A 16,554-nucleotide genomic window follows, 5' to 3' on the forward strand; every position below is an offset into this window, starting at 1 on the left:
GTGGGGCAACGGCCCGTTTCATTTTGCGGGTCCATTTAAGCAAACGCAGATCAGGGGAGTGTGTGGATGGCCAAGCAACCCGAACTCGACGATTTCCGCGTGCCGTATTTCGACGACAGCAAGAAAAAAATCAAATTCTCGCTGAGCGATTTCGACCCGGCCGCCAAGCCGTTTTCGACCGGCTCGAAAGATACCGACAAGGCGCGTCTGTCGGAGATCGGCGCGAAGCTCGACACGCTGCAAGAATGTTTGCACGCGCAGCGAACGCGCCGCGTGTTGCTGGTGCTGCAGGGCATGGACACGAGCGGCAAGGACGGTACGATCCGTGCCGTGTTTCACGAGGTCGATCCGCTCGGTTTGCGCATCTTGCCGTTCAAGGCGCCGACGCCCGTCGAACTCGCGCATGACTTTCTCTGGCGCGTGCATGCGCAAGCGCCGGCCGCCGGTGAGCTGACGATCTTCAATCGCAGTCACTACGAAGATCTGCTGGTCCCCGCCGTGCTCGGCACTTTGGATGAGCAAGCCTTCGTGCAACGCTGCTGCCACATCCGCCAGTTCGAAGCGTTGCTGGCGGATAGCGGCACGGCGATCGTCAAATGCATGCTGCACATTTCGAAAGACGAGCAGCGCGAGCGTCTGCAGGCACGCATCGACGATCCGAGCAAGCACTGGAAATTCGACGTCGCCGATCTCGAAGCGCGCAAGCAGTGGGACCAATATCAGGCCGCGTATCAGGACGCGTTGGCGGCGACATCGACGGAATACGCGCCGTGGTACGTGATCCCGGCCGACTCGAAGACGCACCGCAATGTGATGGTCGCGGAGTTGTTGTTGCGCACGTTCGAAGCGCTCAAGCTCGAATATCCGCCCGCCAAAGAATCGCTGAAGGGCATCAAGGTCGAGTGACCGCGCCTTTCGCTTCATCAACGAATCGAACATAAAGGAACGACATGTTGCGTGTGATTACCGCCAACCTGAACGGCATCCGCTCAGCGGCGAAGAAAGGCTTTTTCGACTGGTTCGGCGAACAGAAAGCCGACGTGCTGTGCGTGCAGGAAATCAAATGCTCACAAGACGACATGACGCCGGAATTCATGGCGCCGCACAACTTCACCGGCTATTTTCAGCACGCCGTGAAGAAGGGTTATAGCGGCGCTGGCGTGTACACGCGTCACGAACCGGACGAAGTGGTGATCGGTTTTGGCAGCGAGGAGTTCGACCCGGAAGGGCGTTATGTCGAACTGCGTTTCGGCAAGCTATCGGTGATTTCGGTGTATGTGCCCTCGGGGTCGAGCGGCGACGAACGCCAGCAGGCCAAATACCGTTTCATGGACGAGTTCATGCCGCATCTCGCGGAACTGTCCCAGGAGCGTGAAGTGATCGTGTGCGGCGACGTCAACATCGTCCACAAGGAAATCGATATCAAGAACTGGAAGAGCAACCAGAAGAATTCGGGTTGCCTGCCGGAAGAGCGCGCATGGCTCACCAAACTATTCGATGAAGTGGGTTACGTCGACGTGTTCCGCACGCTCGACCAGCGGCCGGAACAGTACACGTGGTGGAGCAATCGCGGCCAGGCTTACGCGAAGAACGTTGGGTGGCGGATCGATTATCAGATCGCGACGCCGGGTATCGCGAGCAAGGCGAAACGCACCGATGTGTTCCGCGATATCAAGTTCAGCGACCATGCGCCGCTGACGGTGGATTACGACCACAAGGTGAAGAAGTAAGCACGGCAAGCGAGGCTAAAGTCTCGCCTTGTCAGGCAAGAACGCGAGCGCGCGGCAAGTGAACCCGAAGTTGGCCTTGTGTAAAGCGATGTAGCGGAAGTAGCGGACGCTTGAGGCCCGCGCACCTCAATCGCCCGCCAGTTTGCGGCGCGGACGGCCCATGCCGGCGTAGTCCGGCAGCGCGTCCACGGTCTTGCCGATCGCCTTCGCGTAGAGCGGCAGCATGTCCGGCAAGCGCTTGATGATGTCCTGACGGCGCGCCGGCGTGTAGGGATGCACGTAGATGAAGCCCTGATCGCGATTGCCGCGCGTGGCTTGTGCCAATTTGTCCCACAACGTGACCGCCGCGCGCGGATCGAAGCCGGCGCGCGATGCGATATCGCTGCCGATCACGTCGGCTTCGGTCTCGTCGGTATTTTCGTACTTCATTTCCAGCAGGCGCGAGCCGATGCCGAGCGGTGCCGCGCCCAGATCGGCGAGCCCGAATAGCTGCGGGATCGTGCCGGACGAGTCGAGCTGGCTCGCCTGCAATTGGCCGAGCCGCTCGCGCGCATGTTCGCGCAACGCGTGAGCGATCTCGTGGCCGATCAGCATGCCCAGTTCGTTGTCGTTCAGACGCGCGCGGTCGAGCAGTCCGCCGTACACGACGATCTTGCCGCCCGGCAGACAGTACATGCGGATATCGGGCGAGCGCACCACGGCCACATCCCACTTCCAGTTTTTGGCCCGCTCATTCCATTTGAGCGAATACGGAATCATCTTGTCGACGATGGAGCGCACGCGTGTGACGTGCGCGTCGGTGTCGGCGTACAGACGGTTCGAGTGCTCGGCGCCGTAGGTGATCTGGCTGAATTCGTCGGCGGCTTGCGCCTCGAGCATCGGCGATGGGATCAGGTTGCGGAACACCAGATAGCCGCCGTAACGCAACTGCGTATTCGGGGTGTACGACGCGGACGCCGGGGCGGACATCGACGGGACGGCAGGCGCTTTGGCGGCCGCGGGCGGTGAAAATGTCGCAGCGGGTGTTCTGGCGGTGACCGGAGCCGGCGGCGTCGATTGGGGAGACGAGGGCGATGAAGGCGGCATTGTAGCGGCGGCCGCGCTGCCCGTACTCGCCGCGCTGGCTGCATTGTTCGCACCTTGTGCCGCGGATGTCGCGCTTTCAGGGCTCGCGGCAGCCGTCGCTGTGGGCTTCGCCGTCGGCGCTGAGGTCGTGGCCGGCGCCGGCGCCGCCGCGGGTGCGCTGGGAGCCGCGGTCGGCATGGCTGCCGCATAGGCGTTCAACGGTGCGGCCAGCGTCAGGCTCACACAGCCCAGCGCACAGATTGCGTGCAGCGCCACGCGGCTGCTCTTGACCGCACGGCGCCGGGACGTAATCGAGCGCGCCGCGCCCATCGGAAGAAGCGCCTTCACGACGGCTTCCTCCACGGCGCGATGCGCAGTAGAAGCAACATGCCGGGCAACCCCAGCGCGGTACAAACGATGAAGTAGTCGAACCAGCCGATCTGCGCGACCACGTAGCCGCTCGCCGCGGAAGCCAGCGTGCGCGGCACCGAAGCGAGGCTCGTGAAGAGCGCGAACTGGGTGGCGGTGTAGCGCGGATCGGTGGTGCTGGCGATATAGGCGGTGAATGCCGCCATCGTCAGCCCTGTGGCAAAGGTTTCCAGCCCGTAGACAAGCGCCAGCGCAACGGAGCGCGGCTCGAGCTGCACGGCCCAATCGACGCCCACCAGCGCCAGCAGCTTCGTCGTGCCTTCGCTCAGCCAGACGGCGATGTCGTAAATCGCCACGAGACCGGGCGAGGCCGGCCCGAGATGGGCGAGCCACGCGAACCCGAGCGTCGACACCATCTGCAGGACGCCGAAGATCCACAGCCCGCGGCCAATGCCGATTTTCATCAGCCAGATCCCGCCGACGATCCCGCCCGCGAGGCTCGCACCGAACGCGGTGGTCTTCGCGATCACCCCGATCTGCGTGCGCGAAAAGCCGATATCGAGAAAGAACGAGGTGGACAGCGTGGTCGCCATCGTGTCGCCGAGCTTGTACAGAAAGATGAAACCGAGCACGAACAGCGCGCCGCGCCAGCCGTCGCGCTGAATGAATTCCTTGAACGGCTGCACGATCGCTTCGCGCAGATTTTTCGGCGGCGTGCCGTGTACTTCGGGTTCGCGCACGACCAGCGTCATCACCATGCCGGGCAGCATGAACGCGGCCGTCACGATAAAAACGGTGGTCCAAGGCAAATGGTCGGACAGGATCAACGCGAGCGAACCGGGCACCAGTGCCGCGATCTTGTAGGCGTTCACGTGCACCGCGTTGCCGAGACCCTGCTCCGTATCGCTCAACAGCTCGCGCCGGTAGGCGTCGATCACGATGTCCTGACTCGCGCCGAAGAACGCGACCAGCGCGGTCAAAGCCGCGACCGTCCAGATCGAATCTTTGGGCGACACGAACCCCAGGGTGGCGATGGCGCCAGCCACCAGAATCTGCGTGACTAGCATCCAGCCGCGCCGCCTGCCCGGACGCCAGCCCGGAAAACGCGGGACGTAGCGGTCCATCAGCGGCGCCCAGATGAATTTCCAGGTGTACGGGAACTGGATCAGCGCAAAGAGGCCGATCTCTTTCAGATTGACGCCTTCTGAGCGTAACCACGCCTGCACCAGATAGACGAGCGTGAACAGCGGCAATCCCGACGTAAAGCCGAGAAAGACGCAGATCAGCATGCGCGTATTCAGGAACGCGCGCCAGCCGGGATGTTCTTCGTGAGCGGTAAGTGCAGGCGCCTCGTGCGGCGGGTTCGACATGTGTATGACTTGCGTTAGCTTTTCTTGACGCGATAGACCGCAAGACTACCACGCCAGTTCACGCCCCAGCGCACCACCTGACCGTCGTGCAGCACCACGCGGTCGAGAATTTCGATGCCGACTTCCGGCGCGAGCGCCTCGAAATCCTCGATCGTCAGCACCCGTACGTTCGGCGTGTTGTGCCACTGATAAGGCAGCGACTTCGACACCGGCATGCGGCCTTGCAGCACCGAGAGCCGATGCGCCCAGTAGCCGAAGTTCGGGAACGACACGATGCATTCCTTGCCGACCCGCACGGTCTCGCGCAGGATCGCCGCCGTCTGATGAATGGTTTGCAGCGTCTGCGACAGAATCGCGAAATCGAAGCTGCCGTCTTCGAACAGGCGCAGGCCGTCTTCCAGATTCTGCTGGATCACGTTGACGCCGTTTTGCGTCGACGCCAGCACGCCCGCGTCGTTGATCTCGATGCCGTAGCCCTGCACGTCCAGTTCTTCGGTCAGCAACGACAGCAGCGACCCGTCGCCGCAGCCCAGGTCCAGCACCGTGGCGCGCGGTTCGACCCAGCGCGCGATCGCGCGGAAGTCCGGGCGCAGCGCCAGGTAATCGAGTGCTCGCTGGTTCATGCGTTCACCTCGTTTGCAATACGTTCGTAGTAGGCGCGCATCAGGTTGTGATAGCGCGCGTCGTCGAGCAGGAAGGCGTCGTGGCCGTGCGGCGCGTCGATTTCCGCATACGTTACGGTGCGCTTGTGGTCGAGCAGCGCCTTCACCAATTCGCGTGAGCGAGCCGGCGCGAAACGCCAGTCGGTCGAGAAGCTGGCGATCAGATATTTCGCCGTGGTGTGCGCGACGGCGGCTGTCAGATCGCCGTCGAAAGCCTTGGCCGGATCGAAGTAATCCAACGCGCGCGTGATCAGCAGGTAGGTGTTCGCGTCGAAGTAGTCGGCGAATTTGTCGCCCTGATAACGCAGATACGACTCCACTTCGAACTCCACGTCGAAGTTGAAGTTGTACGCGTCCACCGCGCCTTCCGCGCGGCGCAGCGAGCGGCCGAATTTCTCGGCCATGTCGTCGTCCGACAGATACGTGATGTGGCCGATCATGCGCGCGACGCGCAAGCCGCGCTTCGGTTTCACGTTGTGCGCGTAGTAGTTGCCGCCGTGAAAATCCGGGTCCGACAGGATCGCCGAGCGCGCGACCTCGTTGAACGCGATGTTCTGCGCCGACAATTTCGGCGTGGACGCGACCACGATGCAATGCCCGACGCGCTCCGGATACATCATGCTCCACGCGAGCGCCTGCATGCCGCCGAGGCTGCCGCCCATCACCGCCGCGAAGCGCGTGATGCCGAACTGATCGGCGACGCGCGCCTGGGCGTTGACCCAGTCTTCCACCGTCACGACGGGAAAGGCCGCGCCGTAGGGATTGCCGGTGGCCGGGTCGATGCTCATCGGCCCGGTCGAGCCGAAGCACGATCCCAGGTTGTTCACGCCGATCACGAAGAATTTGTCGGTGTCGAGCGGCTTGCCCGGGCCGACCATGTTGTCCCACCAGCCGATGTCCTTGGGATTGTCGGCGTACACACCTGCCACGTGGTGCGACGCGTTGAGCGCGTGGCACACCAGCACCGCGTTGCTACGCGCGGCGTTGAGCGTGCCGTAGGTCTCGACCATCAGGTCGTAACCGGCCAGCGAGCTGCCGTTCTGCAATTGCAGTGGCTCGGTGAAATGCATTTTGTGGGGAGCGACGATACCGATCGATTCCATTCATTCCGCCATTTATCAAAACAGGGCGGCTAAACGGCGTCGGCGAGAGCACGGAGGAAGGACTGTGTGCGCGGCTGACGACCTCTTTAGCCGCATTTATAGTGAACCGCAGGGAGACGTTCCCGGCAGTTCGCGCGCCCGCAATCGAGTCAGCAAATCGGCGCGTATCAGGTGTTCAAACAGGTTTTCAAGCAGGTGTTCGGGGTGTTGCGGACAGCGGTCCTTGAGGGTTCGAGGTGCCGCAGTCAGGCGCAAAGTATAGCGGAAATTTTCGTGCGGCAGCGTCGCGGGCGTGGAGCATGGCGTGGCGCATGCCGCGCGGACTACTGAAGAATCAGGAGCAGTTGCGCGTCGGCGTGTTCGGCGGGCGAGCGCGCGAAGCCGCTGCGCACATAGCGGTGCCAGCGGCCGATGATATAGCTCAGCAGCAGACTCGCCCGAATCGCGGGATCGTAGCCGGCGGGCAGCGGGACGTCGTTCTCACCAGAATTCGCAGTGCTGTTCGCCTCCATTTGCGCAAGCCGCAGACATTGCTTCAACGACGCCTCGACGCGCTCCAGCATCTGATTGACGCGCTCGGTCAGCCGTTCATGCTCGCCGACCAGCGCCTCGCACGTCAGCACGCGCGTCATGCCGGGGTTCTTCGCGGGGAAGTTGAGCAGCATCAACGCAATCGAGCGCGCCTGCAGCACGCCGTTGCTTTCCTTGCCGGCGATCTGGTTGATCAGCCCGAAGATGCTTTGCTCGATGAACTCGATCAGCCCTTCGAACATTTGTGCCTTGCTGGCGAAATGACGGTACAGCGCGGCTTCCGATACGCCGAGCCGGGCGGCCAGCGCCGCGGTGGTGATCTTTTCGCTCTTGGGCGCCTCCAGCATCGCGGCGAGCGTCTGGAGAATGTGCACGCGGCGCTCGCCCGGCTTCAGGCGCTGCGCGCGCGGGGCGGCGAGCGTGGGGTTCGGTTCGTGTTCGGTTAAGACTTCGTCAGGCTTGTCGATCGGCTGCATGGCTGTCGTCCCGTCTGCTGTCTCTTCAATCGAACCGAGCGGGTGCTCAGTCGTAGCGATTTTAACGAACGAATGCTTCTATCGACATAGTGTGGCCGGCCGGTGCCCGGCAGGCGTGTCGGCACGCCGTCCGCGTGCGGCTTGCGCGGCAGATGGCCGGTGATCCACACCGTGCGGATGCCGAGCCGCCGGTAGTTCTTCAGATGCGAGCGCGTGTCCTCGACGAGGATCACGTCCTTCAGCGAAACGTGCGCGTCGCGCATGGCCTTGCGCAGCATCGCGTGATCGGGTTTGGCGCGCCAACGGCGGCGATCGCGCATATGCTCGATGGCAATCACCTGTTCGAACAGCCGCTCGATACGCAGTTCGGCGAGCACGGCGCGCGCATAGGCCTCGGGCGCGTTGGTCAGCACGATCTTGCGGCCCGGCAGGGCAGCCACAAGGCGCGCGACGCCGCGCTCATGGCGGATCATCGAGCCGAGATCGGGGAAAGTGTGCACGACCTTGAGGAAGTCGTTCGGATCGAGCGGATGGTGGCGCATCAGGCCCAGCAGCGTTGCGCCATAACGTTGCGTGTAGCCGGTGCGCAGACGGTTGGCTTCGTCGAGGTCGACTTGCAGCGCGTCGATGATGTACTGCGTCATCCCTTCATTGATTGCCGGAAAGATCGCGTGCGACGCCTGATGCAACGTGTTGTCGAGATCGAACAGCCAGACCGGACGGCCACCTGCGATATGCGGACGACGGTTTCGGGAGGTGGGAGTGCGCATGGTGGAGGACGCCGTTCAGGCGCGAACAGTTGCCTCACGCGGCGAACGCGAACGGTTCACGGTGCGGGTAGCGGGAAAGGAAGAGGGAACGGGTTGGTGCTTCGTGGCGGTGCTTTGCTGCGAGCCGCCGAAGGTGCAGCGCGCGCTGTACGAGTGTGCAGCGCAACTGCACGGCACGCGAAGCACGCCATGTTGACGTGCTGCGCGCGCCGGGTTTGAGGCAGGAATCAATGCGAGCGGATCATCGTGCCGAACGGCTGTTCGGTGAGAATTTCCAGCAGCACCGAGTGCTCGATACGGCCGTCGATGATGTGCACCGAGCGCACGCCGCTCTTGGCCGCGTCCAGCGCGGACGAGATTTTCGGCAGCATGCCGCCGGAGATCGTACCGTCGGCGAACAGACCGTCGATTTCGCGCGCCGACAGATCGGTCAGCAGATTGCCTTCCTTGTCCATCACGCCGGGGATGTTGGTCATCATGACGAGCTTTTCGGCGTTCAGCACCACCGCCAGCTTGCCCGCGACCAGATCCGCGTTGATGTTGTACGACAGGCCGTCTTCGCCGAAACCGATCGGCGAGATCACTGGAATGAACGCGTCGTCTTGCAGCGCCTTCACGACCGCCGGATTGATCGCCTCGACTTCGCCCACTTGCCCGATATCCACGTACTGACCGGGATTGTCGCGATCCGGCATCAGCATCTTGCGCGCGTGGATCAGGCCGCCGTCCTTGCCCGTCAGGCCGACCGCGTGGCCGCCGAAGTGGTTGATCAGCGTGACGATGTCCTGCTGCACTTCGCCGCCGAGCACCCATTCGACGACTTCCATCGTCTCTTCGTCGGTGACGCGCATGCCCTGGATGAATGTGCCCTGTTTGCCGATCTTCTTCAGCGCCTGGTCGATTTGCGGACCGCCGCCGTGCACGATGACCGGATTGATGCCGACCAGCTTGAGCAGGATCACGTCGCGCGCGAAGCCTTGCTTGAGCCGCTCTTCGGTCATGGCGTTGCCGCCGTATTTGATGACCACGGTCTTACCGTGATACTGACGAATGTAGGGGAGCGCCTCGGCCAGGATTTCAGCCTTGAGGGTGGGCGCGATCTGCGAAAGGTCGGGAAGCTCGGACATGGCGGCAGGCTCAGGCACGGAACAGTTAAAACAGGGCGAATTGTACAGGACTGGCGCGCTGCAACAGGGTTTTCGATAGTTGCGCGAGCGGCGGGCGCCATGGGCTTTGCGCACCGCGCAATCACTGCCAGCACTCGCCAGCAAACGACGAAGCGTACCGCGCTTTTGAGGCGCTTGTGAACTAGCCGAACGGACGACTCACGGCGGTTCGCCAGTCGTGGCATCATTTCCTGATCACGGCTGAAGCGAGGGTATCCGGCCCGTCATGAAACCGTCCGTTTCCCGTTCTCAAGGCAGCGCGCGCTGCCCGCGCTGCGGCAACGCGTTCGATTGCGCCATGCATGGGCAGCCATTCGACTGCTGGTGCCGCGAGATGCCGCCGTTGCCGGTGGACCGGCTCGATCCGGCTAGGCGCTGTCTGTGTCCTGAATGTCTTGCGGCGGAGATTGCGCAGGCGGCTCAGGCGAGGACCGGCGGCGCGTGATTGGAGGGGGAGGCTGGGAGAAGCGGCGTAGTTCGGGGAAATGCCGTCGGCGGCCGGGAGTGTTGCCGATTGACGAGGGCGCACTGGCTACGGTCTCCCCGCCGCCGACTTGCTAGAGCGCCCCCGGCTTGTAATAGCGCCATCGGCTTACGGTAGCGCGATCTGCCCACGCAAGCTCCGCTCGCTTACGCCGTCCGGCAGTGCTGCGCCGCAAGCGCGCTCAGGTCACGCGCGACGGCTTCCAGCGCCGGCTCCCACTCACCGAATTGTGGCTGCCGGTAAAGCGTGGCGCTTGGATACCACGGGCTGTCGTGACGGTCGAGCAACCAGACCCAATGCGGGTTGACGTCGAGCAGCACCCAGGTGCGCTGGCCGATTGCGCCGCTCAGATGCGCCGCCGAGGTGCAAACCGTAATGACGAGATCGAGCGCGCCGACAAACGCGGCCGTATCGTCGAAGGTCGCGAATTTGGCGGTGTGGTCGGTCATCGGCAAGCCGGCCGCGCGTGCCGCCGTCACGTCCGCGCCGGCGCCCGGCTGCAGTGAATAGAACGCCACGTCCCGCATGCCGCCGAAGTGAGCCGCATAGCGCTCCCAGCCGACGCGCCGGAACGGATTGCGTTGATGACCGTGGCTGCCGGTCCACGTTAGCCCGACCTTGAGCCGCGATTCCCCTGCCAGCCGCTCTTGCCACGATTTGGTCCCCGCCGGGTCCGCCCGCAAATAGGGCGCCGCCGGAATCGTCGCCTCGTGCGTGTCGAAAATCAGCGGCAGGCTCAGCAACGGAATCTCGTAATCGAACGACGGCAGCGTTTCGACGCCGCCACCGGCTGAAAACTCGTCCGCATGACCGCCGAGGCTGCGCTTAAGGAGTGCGCCCATCTGCGGGAACGAATTCCAGATGAGACGGCCGCCTTCGCGATGCACGCGCTCGGCCAGCATCGGAATGTAGCGGCAGAACTGCAACAGGTCGCCCATGCCTTGCTCGCCCCACACGAGCAATGTCTTCCGGGCGAGCGGTTCGCCACGCCAAAGCGGCGCCGGCATCATCGGACGGTTGCCGCCCAATTCGGCAGAGCCGTCCCAGCGCGCTTCATGCGATGCCCAGCCGTGCTCGTAATCGGCACGCACGAGTTGCAGCATGGAGAGATTAGAGCGCATGGAGGCGTCGTTGGGGGCCAGCGCGCAAGCGGTTTGGGCAGCTTGCATCGCGTCGTCCCAGCGTTGCGCCTCTCGCAGCGTCAGCGCATAGTTGTTGTGCGCGAGCGGGCTATGCGGCGCGCATTGCATTGCCTTTGCGCCGGCTTCGAGCGCGCGCGGCAGATCCATTTTCGTACGGTAAGCGTGCGTGAGATTGGTCCAGCCGTCGCCTTCATCGGGGTCATCGCGGACGGCATTTTCCAGCAGCGCGATCCGTTCGTTCAGGTCGCCGCCGGTGAACGTCAACGCGGCGGCGAGATTGTTGCGCAGGCGCGGCAAACGCGGTTCGATGGCGAGTGCCTGGCGATAAGGTGCGATGGCTTCGGCATGCCGCTTCGCCATCTGCAACGAGTAGCCGAGGCGAAAGTGCGCAAGAGCGTTGCGCGGATCGAGTTGGGCAATAATGGCGGCGAGTTCGATTGCGTCGCCGGAACGGTGTTCTTCGAGCAGCTTGGCCACGAGCGAATCGAGCGATGCGTGGTCGAGTGGACGAATTCGCGCCGCAGCGTCGAGACAGTCGGCGTCGGCTTGCGCCGTACCGGTTTGCCTGGCTGCGACGGCTTGTCGCAGAACAGTCAGGAAAGCTGAAGAGGCGTCGGCCTCGCTGTGGGAAGTCGGTAGCATGGAAGGGTTGCGCGAAGGAGGAGCCGAAGAAAAGTTCGTTCCCGTTAGGCGCTATCACAAAAAATTCCATGTTACCGACGCAAGGCCGCGAGGTAAGTCGGACTAGTCTGAACAGGTAAATCAAAATTAAAGCCATGCAACGAATCACCAACACTGGCCGCGTCAATCTCGGGCATCTGTTCTGGCTGCGCAGTCTCGCGATCATTGGCCAGTTGATGACGATTGCCTTCGTGCAGATCTTCATCGGCGTGCACTTGCCGTTGCCCGCCATGCTGTTGGTGATCGCGCTCGAAGTGATCTTCAACGCAATCACGTGGTGGCGCGTCTCGCAGCAGCGTCCCGAATCCAACATGGAGTTGTTCGGCCAGATATGGGTCGATCTGGGCGCGTTGTCCGCGCTGCTGTTTCTTTCCGGCGGCACCACCAATCCATTCGTTTCGCTCTATCTGCCCTCGCTTGCCATCGCCGCGGCCGTGCTGCCGTGGCATCTGATGGCGTGGCTCGCAGCGTTCGCCGTGGCCTGCTACGCGGTGCTCGGTTTCGATTCTGTACCGCTGAATCTCGACAATCCGGCGAACCTGTTCGACTACTACCGCGCGGGCATGTGGGTGAACTTCATGGTCAGCGTCGGCCTCATTGCATGGTTCGTTGCGCGCATGTCGAGGGCATTGCGGCTACGTGACGCAGCGCTCGGAGACGCGCAGCAGCGCTTGCTTCACGACGAACGCGCGGTTGCTTTGGGTGTGCAGGCGGCTACCGTGGCACACGAAATCGGTACGCCGTTGTCTACAATTGCCATGTTGTCCGAAGAATTGCGAGATGCAGCGCGTTCCGATAAGGGACTTGCGCCTTATAGCGCCGATCTCGAATTGCTCGAACAGCAAATGACACTGTGTACGTCGGCGCTTGCGCGCTTGCGCAGCCGCGCGTCGATAACCACTAACCGGCAGCAGGTCGGCGAGTGGCTCGAATCGTTTGCCGAGCAGTGGCGCTTGCGTCATCCGCATGTGAAATTCGAGCGGGTTGGCGTGCCGCCGGCGGATGTCAGTCTTGACGATACGGTGGCCGTGAGTCAGATTCTCACGATTTTGCTCGACAACGCCGCGCGTGCAAGCCGCGATCACGTGACGCTGTCCTGCGCGCTAGCGGCGCGCGGCGACCAGATCGTCTTCGAAGTATGTGATGCAGGCCCGGGCATTCCGGCCACGTTGCGCGGCTCGCTCGGAGCGATGCCGGTCGAGAGTACGCAAGGTGGGCACGGTGTCGGCCTCTATCTGGCTTTTTCGGCGGCGGCGCGCCTGAATGGATCAATCGAACTGACCGATGTCAGCACGATCAAGCCGCGCGGCACGCGCGCGGTCCTTAAGCTGCCGCTCGCCGGACGCAAATTTTCTGGCAAAGGCCGTCAAGGCGCTGCGCCATCCAACACGGAGAAACAGGCATGAGCGATATGAATTTTCTGGTGATCGACGACGATGAGGTGTTCTCCGGCATCCTCGCTCGTGGGCTCACCCGGCGCGGGTACACGGTGAGCGAGGCGCACAACGCGGATGAGGCCATCAAGCTGGCGAATCAGCAGAAGTTCAGCCAGATCACGGTGGATCTGCATCTCGGCAACGACTCAGGCCTCACGCTGGTCGCGCCGTTGCGCGATTTGCAGCCCGACGCGCGCATGCTGGTCCTGACCGGCTATGCGAGCATCGCCACCGCGGTGCAGGCGGTGAAAGACGGTGCCGATAACTATCTGGCCAAGCCTGCCAACGTCGAGACGATTCTGTCGGCGCTGCAAAGCGAAGCAAGCGCGTTGCAAGCAGAAGAGGCGATCGAGCATCCCACGCCATTGTCGGTGGCGCGTCTGGAGTGGGAGCATATTCAACGCGTGCTCGCCGAGCACGGCGGCAATATTTCGGCTACCGCGCGCGCGTTGAACATGCATCGGCGCACGCTGCAGCGCAAGCTGGCGAAGCGGCCGGTCAAGCAGTAAGAGACGGTGTCCTGGCACCGCTTGCCGTAAGCAAATAAAAACGGGCTGCCTTATCAAAGGCAGCCCGTTTTTTGTATGCGTCGCGCGCGATCCGCCTCAAACTGTCAGCACGGTAACAGCCTGGGCCGATCCCGGCTTCGGCATCACAGCACGTAGCGCGACAGATCCTCGTCTTCCGCCACTTCGTTCAGCGCGCGATCGACATAAGCCGCGTCGATCTGCACCGTCCGGCCCGAGTGATTGCCGGCCGCGAACGAAACTTCTTCGAGCAGCTTTTCGATTACCGTGTAGAGACGCCGTGCGCCGATGTTCTCGGTCTTTTCGTTCACCGAGTACGCGATCTCCGCGAGGCGGCGAATGCCGTCGTCGGCGAATTCGAGGTGCACGTCTTCGGTGGCGAGCAGTGCCTGGTATTGCTTGACGAGGCTCGCATCCGTGGACACGAGGATCGATTCGAAGTCGTTCACCGAGAGCGAGTCCAGTTCGACACGGATCGGAAAGCGGCCTTGCAGTTCCGGAATCAGATCGCTCGGTTTGGCCAGGTGGAATGCGCCGCTCGCAATGAACAGAATGTGATCGGTCTTCACCATGCCGTACTTGGTGTTGATCGTGGTGCCTTCGACCAGCGGCAACAAATCACGCTGCACGCCCTGACGCGAAACTTCACCGCCGCCGGCTTCGTTGCGCGAGGCGATCTTGTCGATCTCGTCGAGAAACACAATGCCGTTCTGCTCGACGTTCTGCACGGCCTTGGTTTTCACCTCTTCGTCGTTCAGCATCTTGCCGGCTTCTTCGTCGGTGAGAACCTTCAGCGCTTCTTTCACCTTCAGCTTGCGGCGCGTTTTCTTGCCGCCGCCGATGTTCGCGAACATCGAACGGATCTGCTCGGTCATGTCTTCCATGCCCGGCGGCCCCATGATGTCCATGCCGACTTGCGGCTGTTCCACATCGAGCTCGATTTCCTTGTCGTCGAGCAGGCCTTCGCGCAGGCGCTTGCGGAATGTCTGGCGCGTAGTGCTGCTTTCGTCGACGGTATCGGCGGCGCTGGAACTCGCGCCGAAGCCGACGGGCCGCGCGCTCGGCAGCAGAATGTCGAGGATGCGGTCTTCGGCTTGATCTTCGGCCTTGGTCCGCACTTTGCGCATTTCCGTTTCGCGCGTCTGCTTGACCGAAATTTCGATCAGGTCGCGCACGATGCTGTCCACGTCACGGCCCACATAGCCGACTTCGGTGAACTTGGTTGCTTCGATCTTGATGAACGGCGCGTCGGCTAGTTTTGCCAAACGCCGCGCGATTTCGGTCTTGCCGACGCCAGTCGGCCCGATCATCAGAATGTTCTTTGGCGTGATTTCCTGACGCAGCGGATCTTCAACCTGCTGACGGCGCCAGCGATTGCGCAGCGCCACAGCCACCGCTTTTTTCGCGCGGCCTTGGCCGATGATGTGTTTGTCGAGTTCCGAGACGATCTCGGCAGGGGTCATGGTGCTCATCGTGGGTCCTTACTCGATCGTCTCGATAACGCGGTTATGGTTCGTGTAGATGCACATGTCGCCGGCAATCTCCAGCGACTTTTCCACGATTTCACGGGGCGACAGTTCCGTGTTGTGAGCGAGCGCGGTCGCGGCGGCTTGCGCATAAGCGCCGCCGGAACCGATCGCGCAGATGCCGCCTTCCGGATCGAGCACGTCGCCGTTGCCGGTGATGACGAGCGTGGTAGTGGCGTCCGCGGTGATCAGCATGGCTTCGAGACGGCGCAGCATGCGGTCGGTGCGCCAGTCTTTGGCGAGTTCGACGGCGGCGCGCGTGAGGTTGCCCTGATGTTTTTCCAGCTTCGCTTCGAAGCGGTCGAGCAGCGAGAAGGCGTCGGCCGTGCCACCGGCGAAGCCGACCAGCACCTTGCCGTTATAGATGCGCCGGACTTTCTTCGCACCGCCTTTCATGACGATGTTGCCTAGCGTCACCTGGCCGTCGCCGCCGAGCGCGACTTTGTCGCCGCGGCGCACGGAGACGATCGTCGTGCCGTGAAATTGCTCCATATGCGTTCCTCTTTGCAAAACGGGTAGGACGCGGCAGCGCACTGCGCTACCGCATGAATCCTGAAAGCGGACGGCGCGCGACGCTAACAAACGAACCGGCCGGCGCGCGCTCGTGCAGCGCATGTCCGATTTATTTTAGGGCGTGCGCGGTCATATCAAGAGCCGGCAAATGGCATAAGACAAAAAACCCGTGAATTGGTGCGAGGTGCGCGTCCGCGCGGCATTGGACGGCGCGGAGCCGGGATAGCACGAATCGCGGTCCCGAGCCGGCAAATGGCATAGGACAAATACAGATGGACTCAGGAGCGAACGCGTCGGTTACGCCGACAAGAAGGTGTCGAGGCAAGGTGGGTGATAGCCTGCACGACGGCAATGCCCCGAATATGCGGCACACAAAACAAAAAGGCGCACGGCTCACCGTGCGCCTCTCGACGAAGCAGCGTTTCAGGGCGCGGAGCCGAAGCCGCGCCGCAAGCATTCAGTCGCCGAACAGCTTCTGGCGCAGTTCGCGGCGTTCCTGCGCTTCGAGCGACAGGGTGGCCGTGGGCCGTGCGAGCAGACGCGGGATGCCGATCGGCTCACCGGTTTCTTCGCACCAGCCGTAGTCGCCCGAGTCGATGCGCGCGATGGACTGCTGCACCTTCTTCAGCAGCTTGCGCTCGCGGTCGCGCGTGCGCAGTTCGAGCGCATGCTCTTCCTCGATCGTTGCGCGGTCGGCCGGGTCCGGCACGATTACGGTTTCGCGCAGGTTCTCGGTCGTCTGGCCGGCATTGCGGAGAATATCCGCCTGCAGTTGTTCGAGCTTGTTCTTGAAGAAGGCGAGCTGATCCTCATTCATGTAATCCTTGTCGCTCATCTTCAGGATTTCGGCTTCGGTCAAGAGTCGTTTCGTCGTCATCTGGCTTACTTCTTCAATGTGAGGCAAAACTCTTACATAGTGCCCGCACTTTCGTATTGCCCGCAAATGCGCCTCGAAGACGCTGAGCGCCAAGGCGGGCACGGACAGTGGACTGTCGTGACGCCG

The 16,554-nt window shown here is 62.6% G+C and carries 16 protein-coding genes; 5 read left to right on the plus strand and 11 right to left on the minus strand.

Features of this window, described 5'->3' with window-relative positions:
- Window positions 1–66: 66 nt before the first annotated feature.
- Both BPHYT_RS01565 and BPHYT_RS01570 read left to right on the plus strand, forming a co-directional pair.
- Window positions 67–906 carry a PPK2 family polyphosphate kinase gene (locus BPHYT_RS01565; protein ID WP_012431399.1) on the plus strand — a complete coding sequence of 280 codons (840 nt, stop codon included), beginning with the start codon at window positions 67–69 and terminating at the stop codon, window positions 904–906.
- Window positions 907–950: 44 nt separating this feature from the next.
- The gene (locus BPHYT_RS01570) at window positions 951–1,730 is read left to right on the plus strand and encodes an exodeoxyribonuclease III (RefSeq protein WP_012431400.1); all 780 of its coding nucleotides are present in this window, start codon (window positions 951–953) and stop codon (window positions 1,728–1,730) included.
- Window positions 1,731–1,856: 126 nt separating this feature from the next.
- Here BPHYT_RS01570 and BPHYT_RS38560 read toward each other — a convergent pair whose 3' ends face one another.
- The 7 genes from BPHYT_RS38560 to argB form a co-directional block, all read right to left on the minus strand.
- The gene (locus BPHYT_RS38560; RefSeq protein WP_012431401.1) at window positions 1,857–3,125 is read right to left on the minus strand and encodes a M48 family metallopeptidase; all 1,269 of its coding nucleotides are present in this window, start codon (window positions 3,123–3,125) and stop codon (window positions 1,857–1,859) included.
- Between the two features lie 14 nt (window positions 3,126–3,139).
- Entirely contained in the window at window positions 3,140–4,534 is a 1,395-nt protein-coding gene (locus tag BPHYT_RS01585; protein ID WP_012431402.1) for an AmpG family muropeptide MFS transporter, read from the minus strand.
- Window positions 4,535–4,548: 14 nt separating this feature from the next.
- Entirely contained in the window at window positions 4,549–5,157 is a 609-nt protein-coding gene (metW, locus tag BPHYT_RS01590; RefSeq protein ID WP_012431403.1) for a methionine biosynthesis protein MetW, read from the minus strand.
- Window positions 5,154–6,299, minus strand: coding sequence for a homoserine O-succinyltransferase MetX (gene metX, locus BPHYT_RS01595; RefSeq protein WP_012431404.1), 1,146 nt, complete (start codon window positions 6,297–6,299; stop codon window positions 5,154–5,156). The genes metW and metX overlap by 4 nt, the downstream gene beginning before the upstream one ends.
- Before the next feature lie 323 nt (window positions 6,300–6,622).
- The gene (gene slmA, locus BPHYT_RS01600; protein ID WP_012431405.1) at window positions 6,623–7,306 is read right to left on the minus strand and encodes a nucleoid occlusion factor SlmA; all 684 of its coding nucleotides are present in this window, start codon (window positions 7,304–7,306) and stop codon (window positions 6,623–6,625) included.
- Window positions 7,273–8,076 (minus strand): pyrimidine 5'-nucleotidase, encoded by an 804-nt coding sequence (locus BPHYT_RS01605; protein WP_012431406.1) that lies wholly within the window; start codon window positions 8,074–8,076, stop codon window positions 7,273–7,275. The genes slmA and BPHYT_RS01605 overlap by 34 nt, the downstream gene beginning before the upstream one ends.
- Before the next feature lie 227 nt (window positions 8,077–8,303).
- Window positions 8,304–9,203 carry an acetylglutamate kinase gene (gene argB, locus BPHYT_RS01610; RefSeq protein ID WP_007179687.1) on the minus strand — a complete coding sequence of 300 codons (900 nt, stop codon included), beginning with the start codon at window positions 9,201–9,203 and terminating at the stop codon, window positions 8,304–8,306.
- A 265-nt stretch (window positions 9,204–9,468) separates the two neighbouring features.
- On the opposite strand from argB, the gene BPHYT_RS37050 reads away from it, so the two are divergent.
- A complete protein-coding gene (locus BPHYT_RS37050; RefSeq protein WP_083772029.1) occupies window positions 9,469–9,687 on the plus strand; it encodes a cysteine-rich CWC family protein in 219 nt (72 codons plus the stop codon).
- A gap of 185 nt (window positions 9,688–9,872) precedes the next feature.
- Here the strand turns inward: BPHYT_RS37050 and BPHYT_RS01615 are convergent, their stop codons facing one another.
- Entirely contained in the window at window positions 9,873–11,510 is a 1,638-nt protein-coding gene (locus BPHYT_RS01615) for a tetratricopeptide repeat protein (protein WP_012431407.1), read from the minus strand.
- A gap of 134 nt (window positions 11,511–11,644) precedes the next feature.
- Between BPHYT_RS01615 and BPHYT_RS01620 the strand changes: the two genes are divergently transcribed.
- Window positions 11,645–12,955: an ATP-binding protein gene (locus tag BPHYT_RS01620; RefSeq protein WP_012431408.1), complete on the plus strand. Its 1,311-nt coding sequence runs from the start codon at window positions 11,645–11,647 to the stop codon at window positions 12,953–12,955.
- A complete protein-coding gene (locus BPHYT_RS01625; protein WP_012431409.1) occupies window positions 12,952–13,494 on the plus strand; it encodes a response regulator transcription factor in 543 nt (180 codons plus the stop codon). The genes BPHYT_RS01620 and BPHYT_RS01625 overlap by 4 nt, the downstream gene beginning before the upstream one ends.
- A gap of 143 nt (window positions 13,495–13,637) precedes the next feature.
- Here the strand turns inward: BPHYT_RS01625 and hslU are convergent, their stop codons facing one another.
- The 3 genes from hslU to dksA form a co-directional block, all read right to left on the minus strand.
- The gene (gene hslU / locus BPHYT_RS01630; protein ID WP_012431410.1) at window positions 13,638–14,984 is read right to left on the minus strand and encodes an ATP-dependent protease ATPase subunit HslU; all 1,347 of its coding nucleotides are present in this window, start codon (window positions 14,982–14,984) and stop codon (window positions 13,638–13,640) included.
- Window positions 14,985–14,993: 9 nt separating this feature from the next.
- Window positions 14,994–15,530, minus strand: a complete 537-nt coding sequence (hslV, locus tag BPHYT_RS01635; protein WP_012431411.1) for an ATP-dependent protease subunit HslV — start codon at window positions 15,528–15,530, stop codon at window positions 14,994–14,996.
- Window positions 15,531–16,008: 478 nt separating this feature from the next.
- The gene (gene dksA / locus BPHYT_RS01640; RefSeq protein WP_012431412.1) at window positions 16,009–16,428 is read right to left on the minus strand and encodes an RNA polymerase-binding protein DksA; all 420 of its coding nucleotides are present in this window, start codon (window positions 16,426–16,428) and stop codon (window positions 16,009–16,011) included.
- Window positions 16,429–16,554: the final 126 nt, after the last annotated feature.

The sequence above is a fragment of the Paraburkholderia phytofirmans PsJN genome (assembly GCF_000020125.1).
GTDB lineage: Bacteria > Pseudomonadota > Gammaproteobacteria > Burkholderiales > Burkholderiaceae > Paraburkholderia > Paraburkholderia phytofirmans.